The sequence below is a fragment of the Arthrobacter sp. NPDC057009 genome, from assembly GCF_042673905.1.
In the GTDB taxonomy this organism is placed as follows: Bacteria; Actinomycetota; Actinomycetes; order Actinomycetales; family Micrococcaceae; genus Arthrobacter.
This window is the reverse complement of record NZ_JBHUSB010000004.1, coordinates 25,940-43,615: the sequence shown is the minus strand read 5'-3', so window position 1 is coordinate 43,615 and position 17,676 is coordinate 25,940. Positions and strand designations below refer to the sequence as shown.

General features: G+C 68.0%; 12 protein-coding genes and 1 tRNA gene. 5 read left to right on the top strand and 8 right to left on the bottom strand.

Annotated elements, in window-relative coordinates; genetic code table 11:
- Window positions 1–3 precede the first annotated feature (3 nt).
- Together glmU and ACFTR6_RS05890 are read right to left on the bottom strand one after the other, a co-directional pair.
- Window positions 4–1,494 carry a bifunctional UDP-N-acetylglucosamine diphosphorylase/glucosamine-1-phosphate N-acetyltransferase GlmU gene (gene glmU / locus ACFTR6_RS05895; RefSeq protein WP_377957222.1) on the bottom strand — a complete coding sequence of 497 codons (1,491 nt, stop codon included), beginning with the start codon at window positions 1,492–1,494 and terminating at the stop codon, window positions 4–6.
- A gap of 122 nt (window positions 1,495–1,616) precedes the next feature.
- Window positions 1,617–1,688: transfer RNA gene (locus tag ACFTR6_RS05890), tRNA-Gln, on the bottom strand.
- A gap of 246 nt (window positions 1,689–1,934) precedes the next feature.
- Here ACFTR6_RS05890 and ACFTR6_RS05885 point away from each other — a divergent pair.
- On the top strand, window positions 1,935–2,534 hold the full coding sequence (locus ACFTR6_RS05885; RefSeq protein ID WP_087873299.1) for a TetR/AcrR family transcriptional regulator: 600 nt from the start codon (window positions 1,935–1,937) through the stop codon (window positions 2,532–2,534).
- A gap of 87 nt (window positions 2,535–2,621) precedes the next feature.
- Here the strand turns inward: ACFTR6_RS05885 and ACFTR6_RS05880 are convergent, their stop codons facing one another.
- From ACFTR6_RS05880 to ACFTR6_RS05860, 5 genes are all read right to left on the bottom strand, one after another.
- Entirely contained in the window at window positions 2,622–4,466 is a 1,845-nt protein-coding gene (locus ACFTR6_RS05880) for an ABC-F family ATP-binding cassette domain-containing protein (protein ID WP_377957221.1), read from the bottom strand.
- A gap of 31 nt (window positions 4,467–4,497) precedes the next feature.
- Window positions 4,498–5,466 carry a 4-(cytidine 5'-diphospho)-2-C-methyl-D-erythritol kinase gene (locus ACFTR6_RS05875; RefSeq protein ID WP_076798346.1) on the bottom strand — a complete coding sequence of 323 codons (969 nt, stop codon included), beginning with the start codon at window positions 5,464–5,466 and terminating at the stop codon, window positions 4,498–4,500.
- A complete protein-coding gene (rsmA, locus tag ACFTR6_RS05870; protein ID WP_076798347.1) occupies window positions 5,466–6,353 on the bottom strand; it encodes a 16S rRNA (adenine(1518)-N(6)/adenine(1519)-N(6))-dimethyltransferase RsmA in 888 nt (295 codons plus the stop codon). The genes ACFTR6_RS05875 and rsmA overlap by 1 nt, the downstream gene beginning before the upstream one ends.
- 193 nt (window positions 6,354–6,546) lie before the next feature.
- Window positions 6,547–7,734, bottom strand: a complete 1,188-nt coding sequence (locus tag ACFTR6_RS05865; RefSeq protein ID WP_236783095.1) for a resuscitation-promoting factor — start codon at window positions 7,732–7,734, stop codon at window positions 6,547–6,549.
- Window positions 7,735–8,004: 270 nt separating this feature from the next.
- Window positions 8,005–8,892 (bottom strand): TatD family hydrolase, encoded by an 888-nt coding sequence (locus ACFTR6_RS05860; protein WP_377957220.1) that lies wholly within the window; start codon window positions 8,890–8,892, stop codon window positions 8,005–8,007.
- Window positions 8,893–9,219: 327 nt separating this feature from the next.
- Between ACFTR6_RS05860 and ACFTR6_RS05855 the strand changes: the two genes are divergently transcribed.
- The 4 genes from ACFTR6_RS05855 to ACFTR6_RS05840 all read left to right on the top strand — a co-directional run bounded on the left by ACFTR6_RS05855 (window position 9,220) and on the right by ACFTR6_RS05840 (window position 15,976).
- Window positions 9,220–10,305 carry an AAA family ATPase gene (locus ACFTR6_RS05855; RefSeq protein WP_377957219.1) on the top strand — a complete coding sequence of 362 codons (1,086 nt, stop codon included), beginning with the start codon at window positions 9,220–9,222 and terminating at the stop codon, window positions 10,303–10,305.
- A 14-nt stretch (window positions 10,306–10,319) separates the two neighbouring features.
- Entirely contained in the window at window positions 10,320–11,744 is a 1,425-nt protein-coding gene (locus tag ACFTR6_RS05850) for a DUF58 domain-containing protein (RefSeq protein WP_377957218.1), read from the top strand.
- Complete coding sequence (locus tag ACFTR6_RS05845) at window positions 11,741–14,308, top strand: transglutaminaseTgpA domain-containing protein (protein ID WP_377957217.1); 2,568 nt, start codon at window positions 11,741–11,743, stop codon at window positions 14,306–14,308. The genes ACFTR6_RS05850 and ACFTR6_RS05845 overlap by 4 nt, the downstream gene beginning before the upstream one ends.
- Window positions 14,309–14,569: 261 nt before the next feature.
- Window positions 14,570–15,976 carry an MFS transporter gene (locus tag ACFTR6_RS05840; RefSeq protein WP_377957216.1) on the top strand — a complete coding sequence of 469 codons (1,407 nt, stop codon included), beginning with the start codon at window positions 14,570–14,572 and terminating at the stop codon, window positions 15,974–15,976.
- 147 nt (window positions 15,977–16,123) lie between these two features.
- Here ACFTR6_RS05840 and ACFTR6_RS05835 read toward each other — a convergent pair whose 3' ends face one another.
- A complete protein-coding gene (locus tag ACFTR6_RS05835) occupies window positions 16,124–17,623 on the bottom strand; it encodes an NAD-dependent succinate-semialdehyde dehydrogenase (protein ID WP_377957215.1) in 1,500 nt (499 codons plus the stop codon).
- Window positions 17,624–17,676: the final 53 nt, after the last annotated feature.

Here is a 17,676-nt window from a genome sequence, read left to right as displayed (position 1 = left end):
TTGCTAGCCCTCTTCTGTAGATGCGGGGGAATTTGAGGAGTCAGTGTGGCCTTCGCGGGCCGCTGCGGCTTCTGCCAGTTCCGCGGACAGCGTGCCGGGACGGTTGGCAATGACCCAGCCCTCGGCGTTGCGCTGTGCTGCCATGGACAGCGCCAGGGCACCGGCCGGTACGTCCTTGCGGATCACGGCACCGGCGCCGCTGTAGGCACCGTCCCCCACCGTGACCGGAGCGACGAATACTGTGTTTGAGCCGGTGCGCACGCCCGAGCCGATCACCGTGCGGTGCTTCTTCTCGCCGTCGTAGTTCGCGGTGATGTTGCCGCACCCGATGTTGGTGTTCTCGCCGATCTCCGCGTCCCCGGCATAGCCCAGGTGGGACAGCTTGGAGCCGCGGCCGATCGTGACGTTCTTGGTTTCGTAGAACGCGCCGATCTTGCCGGTCTCGCCCAGCACCGTTCCCGGGCGCAGGTAGGTGAAGGGGCCAACGCTGGCCCCCGCGCCGATTTCCGCACCGGAACCGTGGGTCCGGGTCACCTTGGCGCCCTCCCCGATGCTGACATCGGTCAGCGTGGAGTCTGGACCGACGACGGCGTCCCGCGCCACCGTGGTGGCGCCGTGCAGCTGGGTGTTAGGCAGGATCCGGACGTCCTCCGCCAGGGTTACCGTGGAGTCGATCCAGGTGGTGGCGGGGTCGACGACGGTGACTCCGGCGCGCATCCACGCTTCCACGATCCGGCGGTTGTGCTCGGCGCCCAGGGCGGCGAGCTGCACGCGGTCGTTGGCCCCTTCCACCTGCCAGCGGTCGGCGGTGACGACGGCGGCCACGCGGCCGCCTGCCTCGCGGGCCAGCCCGAGGACGTCGGTCAGGTATTTTTCGCCCTGCGAGTTGTCGGTGGTGACATGGCCGAGGGCATCCCGGAGGACAGCCGCATCGAAGGCGTAGATGCCGGAGTTGATTTCGCGGATGGTCCGTTCGGCGTCGGTGGCGTCCTTGTGCTCGCGGATACCTGTCACCGTGCCGTCCTCGCCGCGCAGAATCCGGCCGTAGCCGGTGGCGTCGTCAAGGATGGCGGTGAGGACCGTGACCGCGTTGCCCTCGCGCTCGTGGGTGGAGACCAGTTCGGAGAGCATTTCACCCGTGAGCAGCGGGACGTCGCCGTAGGTCACCACGACGGTTCCGGCGACCGGTTCCTTGGCGTCCAGTGCTTCGAGGGCCACTTCGACGGCGCGTCCGGTGCCGGGAACTTCGTCCTGGTCCACGATCAGCGCGTCCGGATCGAGTTCGGTGAGGTGGGCGGCGACGCGGTCCCGCTCGTGGCGGACCACGAGGGCCAGGCGCTCAGGGTTGATGCTGCGGGCGGCGAGCAGGGCGTGGCCCACCATGGAACGGCCGCCGATTTCGTGGAGGATCTTGGGGGTACGGGATTTCATCCGGGTACCGGCACCTGCAGCTAGGACGATAACGGCGGCTGGGCCGGATTTCTCGGGGCTCACGTACGGGCTCTCCTTGCTCGGTTGCGCTGTACTGCATCCGCGGCTGCGTGCGCGGCGGTGTCCTGGCCTGTGTCCGGAACCGGCAGCAGGATTCATCCTACTGGACGTCTCTGATGCAGCTGTTCCGCCCATAGGATTCGAACCTATACTCCACGGCTCCAAAGGCCGGGGTGCTGCCGTTACACCAGAGCGGACCGTGCCCGGGGCTTCGCCTGGACACGAGAACCAATTCTGCCACGAACGTCGACGCTCGTGCGACCTCGGCGTCCAGGGCACTCCGGCGCCGGCTGGGACAGCACGCCGGGAACTGCCGCCACCCCTGCCCGCCGCTTGACATAAGGCATGATGGGACGGTGAGCAACAGCACAGGGACAACTGACGGTCCGGGGAACCTGCCGGCAAGACCCGACGCAGCGGCGGGGCGGATCCCCCGCTCCCGGATGACCGGACCCCAGCGGCGCTCCCAGCTCATCGAGGTAGGCCGGGCCCTGTTTGCTATGCGGGGATTGGACGGCACCACCATCGAGGAGATCGCCGCCTCAGCCGGCGTCTCTAAGCCCGTGATCTACGAGCACTTCGGCTCGAAGGAAGGCCTGTACACGCAGGTCGTCGAGTTCGAGTTCCGCATCCTGCTCGCCTCCATCAACGACGCCCTGGCCGACGAAGCCAAGCCGCGCGTCCTCGTGGAGCGCGCCGCCCTGGCCCTGCTCACCTACATCGAGGACCGCACTGACGGCTTCCGCATCCTCATGCGGGACGCTCCCCCATCCCAGCCCGAGGGCGCCTTTTCCACCCTGCTGTCGCACGTGACAGCCCGGGTGGAACACATCCTGTCCGACGAATTCGCCCGCCGCGGTTTCAGCGCTGCGGACGGTGCCATGTACGCGCAGATGCTCGTCGGCATGGTGGCGATGACGGGCCAATGGTGGCAGGACGCCCGCGAACCCGACAAGCGCGCCGTCGCCGCCCACCTGGTCAACCTCGCCTGGAACGGCCTGACCGGCCTCAAGAAAGACCCCGAACTCCGCAGCGAGCCCTAGCTTCTATCCCCTCCGCTCGCCTTCCAAGGTGAGCGCAGGCACCCAAGCCGGGGACAGCATGAACCCTGCCTCGGACGTCGGGAAGGCTTATTCGCCGAGGACTTCTGAGGCCTCCAGCCATTCGAGCTCGAGGGCGTCCTTTTCTTCGGAGAGGTCCTTCAGCTGCTTGTTGAGCTCGCCGAGGCGTTCGAAGTCGCCGTCGTTGGTGCTGGCGGCCATTTGGACGTGGATCTTCTCTTCCTGCTGGGCGAGCTTGTTGAGCTGGCGCTCCACGCGGTTGAGGGACTTGCGGGCCTCGCGCTTTTCGGCTTCGGTGGGCCCGGCGGGGGCTGCTTCGGCCTGCCCTGCCTGGCCGGAGCCCGTGACGGGGTTCCCGCCGCCTGTGACGGTGGAGCCGGCGAGGGCAGCCTCGCGGAGTTCGAGGTACTGGTCGACGCCGCCGGGCAGGCCGCGGATCTTGCCGTCGCCCAGGAGGGCCATCTGGTGGTCGGTAACGCGTTCGAGGAGATAGCGGTCGTGGCTGACCACCACGAGGGTGCCGGGCCAGCCGTCCAGGACGTCTTCAACGGCGGCGAGGGTGTCGGTGTCGAGGTCGTTGGTGGGCTCGTCGAGCATCAGCACGTTGGGCTCGCCCACCAGCAGCCGCAGGAGCTGCAGGCGGCGCCGCTCGCCGCCGGACAGGTCCCGGACCGGGGTCCACTGCTTCTGGTTGGTGAAGCCGAGCTGCTCCACGAGCTGGCCGGCCGTGAACTCCCGGCCGCCCACATTGAACGACCGCTTTTCGCGTTCGATGACCTCGATGACGCGCAGGTCGGCGACGTCGTCGAGCTCCTTGACCTCCTGGGTGAGCACGGCGGTGACCACCGTCTTGCCCTTCTTGACCTTTCCGGCCGACGGCTGGATTTCACCGTTGAGCAGCTTGAGCAGGGTGGTCTTTCCCGCCCCGTTCACGCCCACGATCCCCAACCGCTCCCCCGGCGCGAGCCGCAGCGTGATGTTGCTGAACAGCTTCCGGCCGGCGTCTGCTTCCGGGTCGCCGCCCTCGAAGTCGAGCGACACGTTCTCCAGGTCGAGCACGTCCTTGCCCAGCCGCGCGGTGGCCATCTTGTTCAGGGCCGTGGAGTCGCGCGGTTCCGGCACGTCGGCGATCAGGGCGTTCGCTGCCTCAATCCGGAACTTGGGCTTGGAGGTCCGGGCGGGTGCTCCGCGGCGCAGCCAGGCGAGTTCCTTCTTCACCAGCTGCTGGCGCTTGCTTTCGACGACGGCCGCCATGCGGTCGCGCTCGACGCGGGCCAGCACGTAGGCGGCATAGCCGCCGTCGAACGGGTCAACGATCCCGTCGTGGACCTCCCAGGTCTTGTTGCACACTTCATCGAGGAACCACCGGTCGTGGGTGACCACGAGAAAAGCGCCCTGGTTGGGCCGCCACCGGGTCTTCAGGTGCCGGGACAGCCAGGCCACGCCCTCGACGTCGAGGTGGTTGGTGGGCTCGTCGAGCATGATGACGTCGTGGTCTTCAATCAGGAGCTTGGCCAGCGCGACGCGCCGCTTCTGGCCGCCGGACAGGGCGTGCACATTGGCGTGCCAGTCGACGTCGGACACCAGGCCGCCCATGATCTCGCGGATCTGCGGGTTGGCTGCCCACTCGTGGTCCGCCTTATCGCCCACGATCGCGGTGCCCACCGTCAGGTCGGCGTCGAGGACGTCGCTCTGGTCCAGGTAGCCGATGTTGACGTCCCCGCGCTTGGTGACCCGGCCGGAGTCCGGCGTGGAGCGCAGCGCCAGCAGCCGCATCAGCGTGGACTTGCCGTCGCCGTTCCTGCCCACCATGCCGATCCGGTCGCCCTCTTCGAGCCCAAGGGTGATGCCGTCCAGAACGGTGCGGGTTGCGTACGAGACTTTCAGGTTCTCGCCGCCGAGCAGGTGTGCCACGGGGAACTGCTTTCTTCTGGGTTGGAAGGTATTAAAGGAGCGTATCGGAGATGATGCGGGCTCCCGGCACCGGGCCGTGGACGGCCAGTGCGTTGAGGCCCTTGTGCTGCAACTCCCCGGCGAGGTTCTCCGCCGCTTCGGGATTGTGCGCCAGCAGGGCCACGGTGGGTCCGGAGCCGGAAACGATCCCGGCGATGGCCCCGCAGGATTCGCCCAGGCCAAGGGTGTCCCGGAGCCCGGGGGCGAGTTCGATCGATGCCCTCTGGAGGTCGTTGACCAGCACCCGGCTCAAGGCGTCGGGATCGCCGCTGCGCAGGGCCTGCAGGATCTTCGGATCGACCGCCGTGGGCTCCTCGGCCTCCAGGCCTTCTGCGTCCCGGAGCCGGTCCAGGGTCCGGAAGACCTCCGGGGTAGACAGCCCGAACTCGGCCGTCACCAGCACCCAGTCCATCTGCGCCTTTGCCAGCGCAGGCGACAAGTCATCACCGACGCCCAGCCCCACGGCCGTGCCGCCCAGCAGGGCGAAGGGAACATCCGCCCCCAGCTCGGCGGCCAGGTGGGCGAGCTCGTCCTTGGACAGGCCGCTGTTCCAGAGCGCATCGCAGGCCAGGAGCGTAGCGGCGGCGTCCGCGGAGCCGCCGCCCATCCCGCCCGCCACAGGCACCCGCTTGGTGATTTCAAGGTGCACGCCGGTGGAGTGTTCCGACACGTCGGCCATCAGGGCCGCTGCCTTGTACGCGAGGTTCCGTCCGTCGAGCGGGATGTCCACGCCGTCGAGGTCCAGCGTGCTGTCGGGACTGATGCTGACGGTGATGCCCCCGGAGGCCGTGGTGGTGGCCGCGACTTCCTCATAGAGGGATACGGCCAGGTAAACACTGGCCACGGAGTGGTAGCCGTCGGGCCGCAGCGGCCCGACGTCCAGCGAGACGTTGACTTTGCCCGGGGCCTTGACCCGGACGGTCCTTGCTGCCGAGCGCCCTCTCAGGCCGTGGACCGCCATCATGCGTCCGCGGCCCGGCGGGCTTCGGCGATCCTCGCGAAGGCGGCGATGTCGATCACTTCGCCCCGCGCGGTGGGGTCGACGCCGGCCGCCACCAGGCACCGTTCAGCCTCGGCGGCGCTGCCGGCCCACCCGGCCAGTGCTGCCCGGAGCGTTTTGCGGCGCTGGGCGAATGCCGCATCAATCACGGCGAAGACTTCCTCGCGGCTGGCGGTGGTGGCCGGGGGCTCACGCCGGGTAAAGGCCACAAGCCCCGACTGGATCTTTGGCGCCGGCCAGAACACGTTCATGCCGATGATGCCGGCTTTGCGCATGCTGCTGTACCAGGCCGCCTTAACCGAGGGCACGCCGTAGATCTTGGATCCGGGTTCGGCGGCGAGCCGGTCGGCGACTTCGTCCTGGACCATGACCAGGCCGTGCCGGATCGACGGGAAATGCTGCAGCAGGTGGAGCACCACGGGCACCGCGACGTTGTACGGCAGGTTGGCGACGAGGGCCGAGGGCTGGGCCGGGAGCTCCGTCACCTTCATGGCGTCGGCGAGGACCAGGTGGAAGTCGCCGGCGGAGTCGGGCCGCCATTCACGCACGGTTTCGGGCAGCTTTGCGGCCAGGACAGGATCAATTTCGACGGCGACCACCGCCTTGGCTGCGTCGAGGAGCCCCAGCGTCAGCGACCCGAGCCCGGGTCCGACTTCCAGGACGGTCTCGTCCGGCCCGATGCCGGCCGCGGCCACGATCCGGCGGATGGTGTTGCCGTCGATGACGAAATTCTGGCCAAGCGTCTTGGTGGGGCGGACGCCGATCTCCCCGGCCAGCCTGCGGATATCGGAGGCACCGAACAGTGGAGCGGGCGCAGTGCCGGAGGCGGAGGGGGTCGGGTCAGTCACCTAGGTATCCTATCCCGGCGCTCAGTAGTGGATGGGGCCCCGTGGCGGACGGGGTCCGTGTTGGGCGGGGCCGGTCAATGCCAGGCGGGGACGGCGAAGGCCGGGCCCGGAGGTACCGGGCCCGGCCTTCGCGGCCGCCGCGGCTGTGGTCAGCTGCCGCGGTGGCAGGAATCTTTTGTGGCTGTGTTGCCGGCTAGCTGCTGGCGGCCCAGCCGCAGCCCCACGGCTGCAGGCCGCGGTCGGCGTAGACGCGGTTGGCGATGTCGATCTGCTGCGCCTTGGTCGCCTGGCTGGCGTTCGGGGCGTAGGCGCCGCCGCCGGCGCCGATCCAGGTCTGGATATCGAACTGCAGGCCGCCGTAGTAGCCGTTGCCGCTGTTGATGGACCAGTTGCCGCCCGATTCGCACTGGGCGATCTTGTCCCACATGGCCACGTTCATCATGGCCGGGGCTGCCGCGCCGGTGTTGCCGCTTTCAGTCTCGGCGGCTGCGGGCTTGGGCGCTTCCTTGGTGCCGATGGTGATCTTCTCGGTCACCGGCTCGCGGGTGGTGGTCTTGGAGACTAGCGTCCGGGAGGCCTCCCGGCCGTCGACCAGGACCAGCTTGTAGGTCAGGGTCGTGGCGCCGGGAACGCCTTCCTGGGTGACCTTCTCCTCACCCTTGGGGAGCGTGGCACTCTCCGTGGTGAGCGTCTGGAACTCCACTTCCTGGGTGACGGTGGCGGTCTTGCCGGTGTCAACACGGGACACCTTGATCACCATGTTGTTCACCACCGGCGCGTGCGCAGGCTGGGAGGACCGGTCCGCTGCGGCGAGCCGGATGCCGGCATCCTTGAGGACCTCGCCCACGTTGGCGGCAGTGGTGGTGGTCTTCCTGGCCTTGCCGTCGGCGATGATGCTGACCGTCTTCGGCGTCGAGATCGCCACGAACGAACCGTCCACGGCCAACTGCGCGTCCTTCGGGACGGAGAGCTCAGAGGAACTGGCAACGCCGAGCTGGGTCACTAGCCCGGCAACGTCCTGGGCGGTGGTGCTGACGGTCTTCTCTGCACCGTCCAGGCTGACCTTCACGGCCTTCGCCAGGTTCACGTTGATGACGGAGCCGTTCTCAATCCTGGCGTCCAGCGCGGGAGAGACACGGTCAGCCGGCTGGAGCTCGACATTCGCGCTCTTCACCACCTCCTCGACCGTGCCGCCGAAGGTCTGGACGGAGCTGACTTTCCCGTCGACGTTCAGGGTGACTGTCTTGTTGTTGCCCACAAAGGCAACGAGGCCCAGCACGAGGGCAGCGAGCACCACGATCTGCGTGCCGACCTTGATGAAACTGAACTTGCCGTCTGACGTGAAGAAGTTGACCACGATTGCCCGTAACTTTTGAGCCATCCGGGCACGGGGAAAAACGCACACGGGTACCCGCAGCGGTCACCTAAAAGGTGGCTCCGGACAGGCCGGAGCAGGCCGCAGCATGTGCGTCGCCACACTCACATGGCAGGGCATCCGAAGGCGCCCTGCCTGTCACGAAAAGTGAGTTACATCATCCGGAGGCCTTCCCCGACCCCGGCTAATTGTTCTTCACTGTAACCGGAGCGTTATAAACGTTCCAAAAATATTGCGTACTAGGTATGTATTTTCCGAATCACAAGCGCCGGCCGGCTAGTCCCAGGATCCGTACGCCCGCACGGTATTTGCGCTCACCCGGGCACACAGCTCGGCGAGGTCTGTTTCTGTCAATTCCGCCATCGCCCGCACGGTGTACGGCACCATGTAACTGGCGTTGGGGCGGCCGCGGTGCGGGTGCGGGGTGAGGAACGGCGAATCCGTTTCAACGAGCACCAGCTCGGGATCGGCCACGGCGAGCGCCTCCCTGAGGTTGCTGGCGTTCTTGAACGTGAGCGTCCCCGCGAAGGACATGTACCAGCCCTCGCTGTTGCAGATCCGGGCAAGCTCCGCGTCCCCGGAAAAACAGTGGAAAACCACCCGCTCGGGGGTGGCCTCCTCGCGCAGGACCTGGACGACGTCGTCGTGGGCGTCCCGGTCGTGGATCTGCAGGGTCCGGTCCAGCCGCTTGGCGATGTCGATGTGGCGGCGGAAGGAGTAGCGCTGATGGGCCAGCCCCTCGCCTTCCGTGCGGAAGAAATCCAGGCCCGTTTCCCCGATGGCACGTACACGGGGATGGCCGGCCAGCTCCTCAATTTCCGCCAGGGCGTCCTCAAGCTCACCGCGGACGGCATAGTCCGGCGCGTCGTTCGGGTGCAGCGCCACCGCCCCCAAAAGGCGCGGATCCAGGTCGACGGCGCGGACAGTAAACCTGGAGGATTCGAGGTCACAGCCCACCTGCACGGCACCGCAGACACCCACGGCTTCGGCGGCGTCGAGGGCAGCCGCAATGTCCACCCGGACATCATCGGTTGGAAAGTCGAGGTGGGTGTGGTTGTCCATCACGGGAACGGGCAACGGTTCGGGAGCCGGCGGGAAACCGCGCTTGCCGGAACCGTCGCTGCCGGGCGCCCGGTAGGGCCGTGGAGTCAGGGAATGCCGCATTCCTCCAGCCTAGCCGCCCCCGGCTGTGCTTAAACACGGAAGCGCGAACGTACAGTTGTGGCCCAAAATCCGGGTGAAAATGGGGCCACAACTGTACGTTCGCGCTGTGCCTTCCGCGCCACCCGCTGACGCCTTCCACCCTGCCTACTCACGCTTGGCATTCCCCGCGAATTATCGGGGAACTCTCTGTTAGCCGCGGCAGTTGTGTTAGTACGCTGGTACGGACGGATGTTAGCGCCCAACGAGGGCAACGGCACGCCTCCGCCGCTGCGTTCCGCTTCACTCCGGGCTGAAAGGTTGCCGATGGAACCCCACCGACGTATCAGGATGGACGAAGCACTCCCGGGCGGACAGGGCTTCACCGGCAGTGCTGCGCGCAACGTCAACCCCCTCAACGGACACAAGGCTGTTCCGCTGGAGGCCCCGGCTTTCCGGGCTGCGAGCGAACGGATCCTCTCGGCCATCAACACTGTCATCGACGGCAAGGCCGAGGCCGCCAAGCTGGCATTGACGGTTCTCCTCGCCCAGGGCCACCTGCTCCTGGAGGATGTTCCCGGGGTGGGCAAGACGATGCTGGCCAAGACGCTTGCGCGCACCATCGACTGTTCCGTCAGCCGGATCCAGTTCACACCGGACCTCCTCCCCTCCGACGTCACAGGCGTCTCCATCTACAACCAGTCCTCGCGCCAGTTCGAATTCCGCCCGGGAGCCGTCTTCGCGAACATCGTGATCGGCGATGAGATCAACCGCGCATCCGCCAAGACCCAGTCAGCCCTGCTCGAATGCATGGAGGAGCACCAGGTCACGGTGGACGGACACTCATACAGGCTCAGCGAGCCGTTTATGGTGGTGGCCACCCAGAACCCCATCGAAATGGAGGGGACATATCCGCTCCCTGAGGCCCAGCGCGACCGCTTCATGGCGCGGATCTCCATGGGGTACCCGGACAAGGACTCCGAGATCGAAATGCTCGAGACCCACCAGGCCACGTCCCCCTTGGCCCGGGTCACGGCGGTGGTCACCGCAGCGGATGTCGCCGCGATGATCGCCACCGTGCAGCAGGTGTTCGTCTCCGAAGCTGTGAAAGAATACACCGTGGCGGTCGGCCGTGCCACGCGTGACAGCGCCATGCTGCGCCTGGGGGCGAGCCCGCGCTCCCTGCTGCAGCTGCTCCGGGCGGCGAAGGCGACCGCGGCGCTGGATGGCCGTGACTTCGTGCTGCCGGACGACGTCGTCGCCGTCGCCGAGGCGGTGCTGGCGCACCGTATCATCCTGGACCGCAAGGCCGCCAGCACGGGCGAGACCGCGCAGGGCGTTATCCGCGGCATACTGTCCCGGATTCCCGTCAGCCAGGAAATGACGGAGACGGCAAGCACGAGGCGGACCACGCCTGAGCTCAGGCACAGCCGCTAGTCAGGACCATCACCGTGGCACTGCTGGACAGCCTTCCCCGACACCTCTTCAGCTCCCGGGGCTGGGGACTCCTGGCAGCCGGCGCAGTCTCCTTGCTGTGCGCCCAGATCATGGGGCGCCGCGATCTTCTGGCCCTTGGCGTCCTGCTGGTGGTGCTGCCGCTCGTTTCACTGGCCGGCATCCGGGTGGTGAAGCCGCGCTTCCGGGTGTACCGGGAGTTCAGCCCCTCGACGGTTGAGACAGACTCCTTCACCACGGTGCGGCTCGCCATCGCCAGGACCGGCCTGGGCACAGGCCGCGTCATCATGGAGGAGCGTCTGCCGCCACGGTTCGGCGACTCCCCTGCTTTCCGATTCCCGGCCAGGTCCGCCTCCGGCGGCACCAGCCGCTATGAGTACCACCTCCGGTCGGGAAAGCGCGGACAGTTCACCATCGGCCCGGTGACGGCGGAGTTCACCGATCCGTTTGGGCTGTCGCTGCACAGGCATTCGATCGACGACGGCGACACGCTCACCGTGACGCCCGCCGCCGTCGAACTTCCGTCCACCGGCCTTGCCGGCGCACGCGGCAACGACGGCATCACAGCCACCCGCACCAGGGCCAACCCCAGCGACGACGACGTCATGACCCGCGAATACCGGCACGGTGATCCGATGCGGCGGGTGCACTGGCCGGCCACCGCCCGCCACGGCGACCTGATGGTCCGGCAGGAGGAATCCGTCACCACGCCCGAGGCCACGGTCATCCTCGATCACCGGTACGTGGCGCATTCCTCGGGTTACGGCGCGGTGTTCGGCAGTCCGGGCGACGACGGAAGCGACCTCGTCACCAGTGACACCTTTGAGTGGGCGGTCACGGCCGCCATGTCGGTGAGCGCCCACCTCGCCGAGCTCAATTATTCGCTGCGGTTCCTGGACGCCGCGGGCGAGCCTGCCTTCCGCCGCTCATCCTCGGCCCCCGAGCCTGACAACGACGAGTACAGCGGAGCAGCCGGCCTCCAGTCCATCGCCGAAAGCCTCGCCGCGATCCAACTGACGGGCCCGCATCACGGGCGCAGGGAACACGATGCCGCCCGCCGGGATCATGCGGCGGGCGCCGATCCGGCACAGTCCGTGTTTGACGACCAGCTCATGGACAAGCTCGCGGCGCACCGGATGCGCGGGCCGGTGCTGGCACTCCTGGGGAAGATGCCGCTCGCGGAGGCCCGGGCGCTCGCCCCCGCGGCCGGCTACGCTGCCAACGCGTTCGCCGTGGTGATCACGGACAAACCGGCGGAGTGCCATGACGTGCTCGAAGCTCTGCGCCGGGGCGGCTGGCGCGCTGTTGCCGTTGGGGCCTCCACGTCGCTGCCGGCAGCCTGGACGTATTTCGATGAGGGCGACGCCGCCATGTGGACGGCAGCGGCGGACGTCCGCCGCGGAGCGGAGGTAGGGCGATGACACTGACGTCGCAACGGCCGGCGGGGGCCCGGCCGCAGCCCGCTCCCGCCTCCCCCGGCAACGGGAGGTTCGGGGCCGGTGCATTTCCGTGGGTCATGTCCGGAGCAGTGGCCGTGTCCGTCCTGGGCGCGTCGCTGTCCCTTAACGGGGTCCTGCGGGGCTGGGCGTGGTTCCTGCCCGTCGTGACCGTGGTGGTGGTGGTCTCGCTGACCATGGCCCTGCTGCGCACATTCCGCACCCCGCCGTTGCTGGTGGCCGCGGGAGGTCTTGTCTCCCTGGCCTTCATCCTGACGTTCACCTTCTTCCGGCGCGACAGCATTGCCGGCTTCCTCCCGACACAGGCCACCCTCGACGCGCTGGGCAGGCACCTGCGCCGGGCCAGCGAAACGGTGCTGGCTGAGAGCTCGCCGGTAGCACCCAACGCCGGCATCGTCCTGGTGACGTGCGCGGCCCTGGGACTCGTCGTCATCCTCGTGGATGCGCTGGCCCTCCCCCTGGGCATGCCTGCCACGAGCGGACTTGGCCTGCTGGCGGTGCTGGTGGTGCCGGCCATGATTAAGCCGCAGAGTGTTGGGTGGCTGGGATTCGTGGTGACGGCAGCCGGCTACCTGGCCATCCTCGCGGCCAGCCAATGGTTCGCGCCTGATGCCCGCACCCAGGCGGACACGGCCCGCAACCCGGGCCAGATCAGGCGGGCCGCCCTCACGGGAGCCGTGGCGCTGGTGGTCACCCTGCTGCTGCAGGTTGTGGTTCCGGGCTTCGACCAGGGCACGTTCCCCCAGGGCTCACGGCTCAACCCCTGGGGTTCAGCCACCGGCCTGAACCCCATGATTAGCCTCGGCAACAGCCTGCGCACCCCGACGGGCGAGGGCAGGATCACCTACGCCACCAACGCCACCACGCCCCTCTACCTGCGCTCGGTTACGGTGGACCGCTTCGACGGCGAGTCCTGGTCCCCGGACGACCGGAACAACAGTCGCCGGGCAGGCACCGGACGGATGGACGTGGGCCATGAGGTCCTGGCACCCGAACAGACCCGGCAGGTGACAGTGGTCAACACCGGGGACTTCACCAGCCCTTACCTTCCCGTCCCGTACGCCCCTGAATCCGTCAACGGGCTGACCGGGCGGTGGAGCTGGGATCCTGCCACCCTGAGCATCAGGGGAACCGACACCAACTCGCGGGAACAGCAGTATCTGGTGCAATCGGCGGTGCCAAAGCTGACCACCGAGCTGCTGGACGCTTCCTCCGCTCCCGTCCGGGGCGTACCGGAGGAGTTCATCCGGCCGCCGTCGAACGTTCCGGACATCGTCCGGACCACCGCGGAGTCCGTCACCGCAAACGGCCGGACCGCCTATGCCAAGGCGATGGCGATCCAGCGGTTCCTTCGCGGCCCCGAGTTCACCTACTCCCTGGAGTCCCCCGTACAGGGCGGATATGACGGCAACGGGTTGTCAGTGCTCTCGGACTTCCTGGCCCAGAAGAGCGGCTACTGCATCCATTTCGCCTCCGCCATGGCGGTCATGGCCCGGCTCGAAGGCATTCCGAGCAGGATAGCTGTGGGCTACGCTCCGGGCAGGCTGACCGGGGCCACGGTGTCCGTGGCCGGCCAGGGAGCACTCCCGGAGTTCGAAGTCGACGCCCGTGACGCTCATGCCTGGCCGGAGCTGTACTTCCAGGGCCTCGGCTGGGTTCCGTTTGAGCCCACACCCTCACGCGGTGTAGTGCCGCCCTACGCACAGGACTCCGCGGCCTCCGGCGGGGCCAGCACCAACGAACAGAACAACGATGGCCTGGTGCCGAGCAGCGGTGCCACGGCACCGTCAGCGCCGGCGCCGGCACCGCTCCCCGCTCCGGGGACCGGCACGGCCGACGGCGGGAACCAGCTGGCGCCCGTGCTTTACACCGCCGCCGGGGTACTGCTGCTGCTCCTGCTGGCCGCCTCACCCCGCCTGGTACGCGGAAGCCGCCGTGCACGGCGCCTCAGGGGGACGGGTGCCGACGGGAACCGGCTGGCGGAACCCCCGCTCGTCTGGTCCGAGCTCCAGGATCTGGCCACGGACTACGGCGTGCGCCCGGAACCGAGCGAGACCCCACGGACGTTCGCGGCCCGGTTGCGCGCTTCGCTCGCCGCGCGTCCGCAGGCCGAGGGAGGGCCGGGCGGCAGGCACGGTGCCAAGCCGGTTGATGCCGCAGCTGCCGGCGCCGAAACGGTGGCCGCCGAAGCGGTTGATGCCGGTACCGCCCATGCCGTGACGGTCCTGACGGATGCCTACGAAAGACACCAGTACGGCCGGCCCTCTGGCCCGGATTCCGCGGGCGGCCTTCCGGCGCACGCAGCCATCGGGAACATCAGCCGGGTGCGGCAGGCGCTCCGCCGCAATGCCGGCACCGCGGGCCGGCTCCGTGCCGACTGGCTGCCGCCGTCGGTCCTTGCCCGCTGGAGCTCCGTGGCCGGGTGGCCCTTCCGGGTGCTCGGCTGGGCAGCGCTCCGGACGCGGCGCGCCGTCTCGGCGCTGTGGCGCAGGACCCGCACCGGACTCCGGCGCCTGCGGGAGGGCTAACCCCAACGGGAGGATTGACGTACGGCCCTCCCGGCAATTGGCATTTCCCATGTTTGACATGTGACCGGCGCCACCTTATCTTTGAGGAACGGGAAAGCGCATTCCACAGGAACCTGCCCGGCATCCAGTCGGTGGAAATCCCAACAATGTCCGCGGACTGCAGCAGCGGCGGCGGCGCGGGGCGCGACCTTCCCGCCGGATCCGATACCCGAGGACGGGGCGCATCCGGCGGGACAGACGATTTGTCCAAAGGAGGACGACATGAAGAGCGACACACACAAGCTGCGGACCTCTGCTGAATCGATTCAGACCGGCACGCGCCGGTCGAGCAGCAGGAAGGCTGCCGCCAGTGGCTGGGTGGGCAGCGCCCTGGAGTACTATGACTGGTTCATCTACGCCCAGGCCGCGGCCCTGGTCTTCCCCACCGTCTTCTTTCCGTCAGGAAACCCGACCGTCGCGCTGATCGCGTCGCTCGGCACGTATGCGGTGGGCTACGTCGCACGTCCCATCGGGGCCTTCGTCCTCGGCCAATGGGGCGACAAACACGGCCGCAAGAACGTCCTGGTCCTGGCCATGCTGCTGATGGGCGTCTCCACGTTTGCGGTGGCCCTGCTTCCCACCTACGACCAGGTGGGCATCCTGGCCCCGGTCCTGCTGCTGGTCCTTCGGCTCGTCCAGGGCTTCGCCGTTGCCGGGGAGCTGAGCGGGGCCAGCGCCATGATTGTGGAGCACGCCCCCTTCGGCCGCCGCGGCTTCTACGCCAGCTTCGCCCTGCAGGGCACCCAGGCCGGGCAGATCCTCGCCGCAGCCGTTTTCCTCCCGCTCTCGGCGGTGCTGTCCGCTGAGGACTTCCACGCCTGGGGCTGGCGGGTCCCGTTCCTCCTCAGCGCCCTGGTGGTGTTCGCCGGCTACATCATCCGGCGCCGCGTTGAAGAGACACCCGTCTTTGTGGAGGAGAAAGCGCACCGCGACGTTCCCAAGATGCCGGTGGTCCAGGTGCTGCGCGAAAGCGGACTGAACGTGCTGCGGGCGGTCTGCATGACGCTGGTCAACGTTGTGGGCGTCACCGTGGCGGTCTTCGGCGCAGCCTACGCCACGCAGCCAGGGTATGGCATCGGCATGAGCACCACCGTCTATCTCTGGATTCCGGTGCTGGCCAACGTCATCGCGCTCGCCCTCATTCCCTGGTTCGGCGACCTTTCGGACCGCTTCGGCCGGCGCCCCCTGATGATCGTCGGTTCGCTCGGCTCCGGCGCGCTCGCCTACGGGTACCTCTACGCGGTCAGCCAGAACAACGTGCCGCTGACCATCGTTCTTGCGATTCTCATGTGGGGCACGCTGTACCAGGTCTGGAACGCCACTTTCGCCAGCTTCTTCCAGGAGCTCTTCCCCTCCCGCACCCGCGTCACGGGTTTCGCCATCTCACAGAACATCGGGCTCCTGATCACGTCCTTCCTGCCGAGCCTCTTCGCGGTGGTCGCTCCCCCGGGTTCGGCCAACGTTCCGCTCACCGTCGGGTCCATCTGCTTGGGCATCACGGTCGTCGGGGCAATCGCGGCCTGGTCCGCCAAGGAAACGCACCGGATTCCGCTCAGCGAGCTGGGGTCACCGGATGCCACCCCGGTGTCCCGTGAGGAATACGCGGCCGTCCGGGCCACGGCCCGCTGAACAACTGCCGTCAAAAGCCCGCCGCCGCCGTCAAAAGCTCAGCGCCGCTGGCCTGGCTCGCGCAAAGCTGGCCGCTCTAACGCAAAGAAACGCACCTGCAGCAGGTTTCCTGCTGCAGGTGCGTTTCTTTATTAGCCCGGGATAAACCTAGCCGGCGTAGGGGTCGGCGATGCCGATGTACTGCGTGTAGAGGTATTCCTCAATGCCTTCCAGGCCGCCTTCGCGGCCCAGGCCGGACTGCTTGACGCCGCCGAACGGTGCTGCGGCGTTGGAGACGACGCCGGCGTTCAGGCCGAGCATGCCGGTCTCGAGCCGCTCGCCCATCCGGATGCCCCGGTTGAGGTCCTTCGTGAAGACGTAGGCCACCAGCCCGTATTCGGTGTTGTTGGCCAGGCGCACGGCCTCGTCCTCGGTGGAGAAGGTGGTGATCGGGGCGACGGGGCCGAAGATCTCCTCGGCCAGGATCCGGGTCCCCTCGGTGACGCCCTTGAGGATGGTGGGCTGGTAGAAGTAGCCGGGCCCCTCGACCGGGGCGCCGCCGAGCACGGCGGTGGCGCCGGAGGAGACGGCGTCGGTGACCAGTTCGTGGACCTTGTCCCGGCTCTTCGCGTCAATGAGGGGGCCGACCTTGGACTCGGGCTCGGTGCCGCGGGCGGTGGTCATTTCCTTCATCTTCGCGGCGAACTTCTCCGCGAACTCGTCCGCGACGGATTCGTGCACGATGAAGCGGTTCGCGGCGGTGCAGGCCTCGCCCATGTTCCGCAGCTTGGCCAGCATGGCACCGGCGACAGCGGCATCGACGTCGGCGTCCTCGAACACCACGAACGGGGCGTTGCCGCCGAGCTCCATCGAGGTGCGCAGCACCGTCTCCGAAGCATCGGACAGCAGGCGGCGGCCCACCTCGGTGGAGCCGGTGAAGGAGAGCTTGCGCAGGCGCTGGTCCTTGATCAGCGGGCCGGTGGTGGCGCCTGCACTGGTGGTGCTGATGACGTTCAGGACACCCGCCGGCAGGCCCGCTTCCTGCATCACGGCGGCAAAGAGGTGGGAGGTCAGGGGCGTCAGGTTGGCGGGCTTGAGCACCATGGTGCAGCCGGCCGCGACGGCAGGGGCGATCTTGCGCGTGGCCATGGCCAGCGGGAAATTCCACGGCGTGATCAGCAGGCACGGGCCCACCGGCTTCTTGGTCACCAGCAGGCGGGACTTGCCGTCCGGGGAGACGGAGTAGCGGCCGAACGCGCGGACGGCTTCCTCCGAGAACCAGCGCAGGAACTCGGCGCCGTAGGTGACTTCGCCGCGGGCTTCTGCGAGCGGCTTGCCCATTTCCAGGGTCATCAGCAGAGCGAAGTCCTCAGCCCGCTCGGTGACCAGTTCAAAGGCCCGGCGCAGGATCTCGCCGCGCTCCCGCGGCGGCACCTTCGCCCAGGACTCCTGGGCAGCGGCGGCGGCATCAAGGGCAGCAGCACCGTCCTCGGCGCCGGCATCGGCGATGCTCAGCAGCACCTTCCCTGTGGCGGGATCCTCGACGTCGAACGTCTTGCCCGACGCCGCGGGACGCCACTCACCGTTGATGAGCAGGCCGGTGGGAACAGACGCGAGCAATTCGCTTTCGCGTTCTGCGGTAGCGGTGGACTGTGTAGTAACAGACACGGTGACTCCCTCGTCAGCAATCGGATTGCCGGTTATGTGCAGCTCCTGCACGC

Coding starts and splice junctions, on each gene's coding strand:
- ACFTR6_RS05885 (WP_087873299.1), top strand. CDS start 1,935: ATGACCGGACCCCAGCGGCGCTCCCAGCTCATCGAGGTAGGCCGGGCC.
- ACFTR6_RS05875 (WP_076798346.1), bottom strand. CDS start 5,466: ATGGCGGTCCACGGCCTGAGAGGGCGCTCGGCAGCAAGGACCGTCCGG.
- ACFTR6_RS05845 (WP_377957217.1), top strand. CDS start 11,741: ATGACACTGACGTCGCAACGGCCGGCGGGGGCCCGGCCGCAGCCCGCT.
- ACFTR6_RS05855 (WP_377957219.1), top strand. CDS start 9,220: ATGGACGAAGCACTCCCGGGCGGACAGGGCTTCACCGGCAGTGCTGCG.
- ACFTR6_RS05840 (WP_377957216.1), top strand. CDS start 14,570: ATGAAGAGCGACACACACAAGCTGCGGACCTCTGCTGAATCGATTCAG.
- ACFTR6_RS05865 (WP_236783095.1), bottom strand. CDS start 7,734: ATGGCTCAAAAGTTACGGGCAATCGTGGTCAACTTCTTCACGTCAGAC.
- ACFTR6_RS05860 (WP_377957220.1), bottom strand. CDS start 8,892: ATGCGGCATTCCCTGACTCCACGGCCCTACCGGGCGCCCGGCAGCGAC.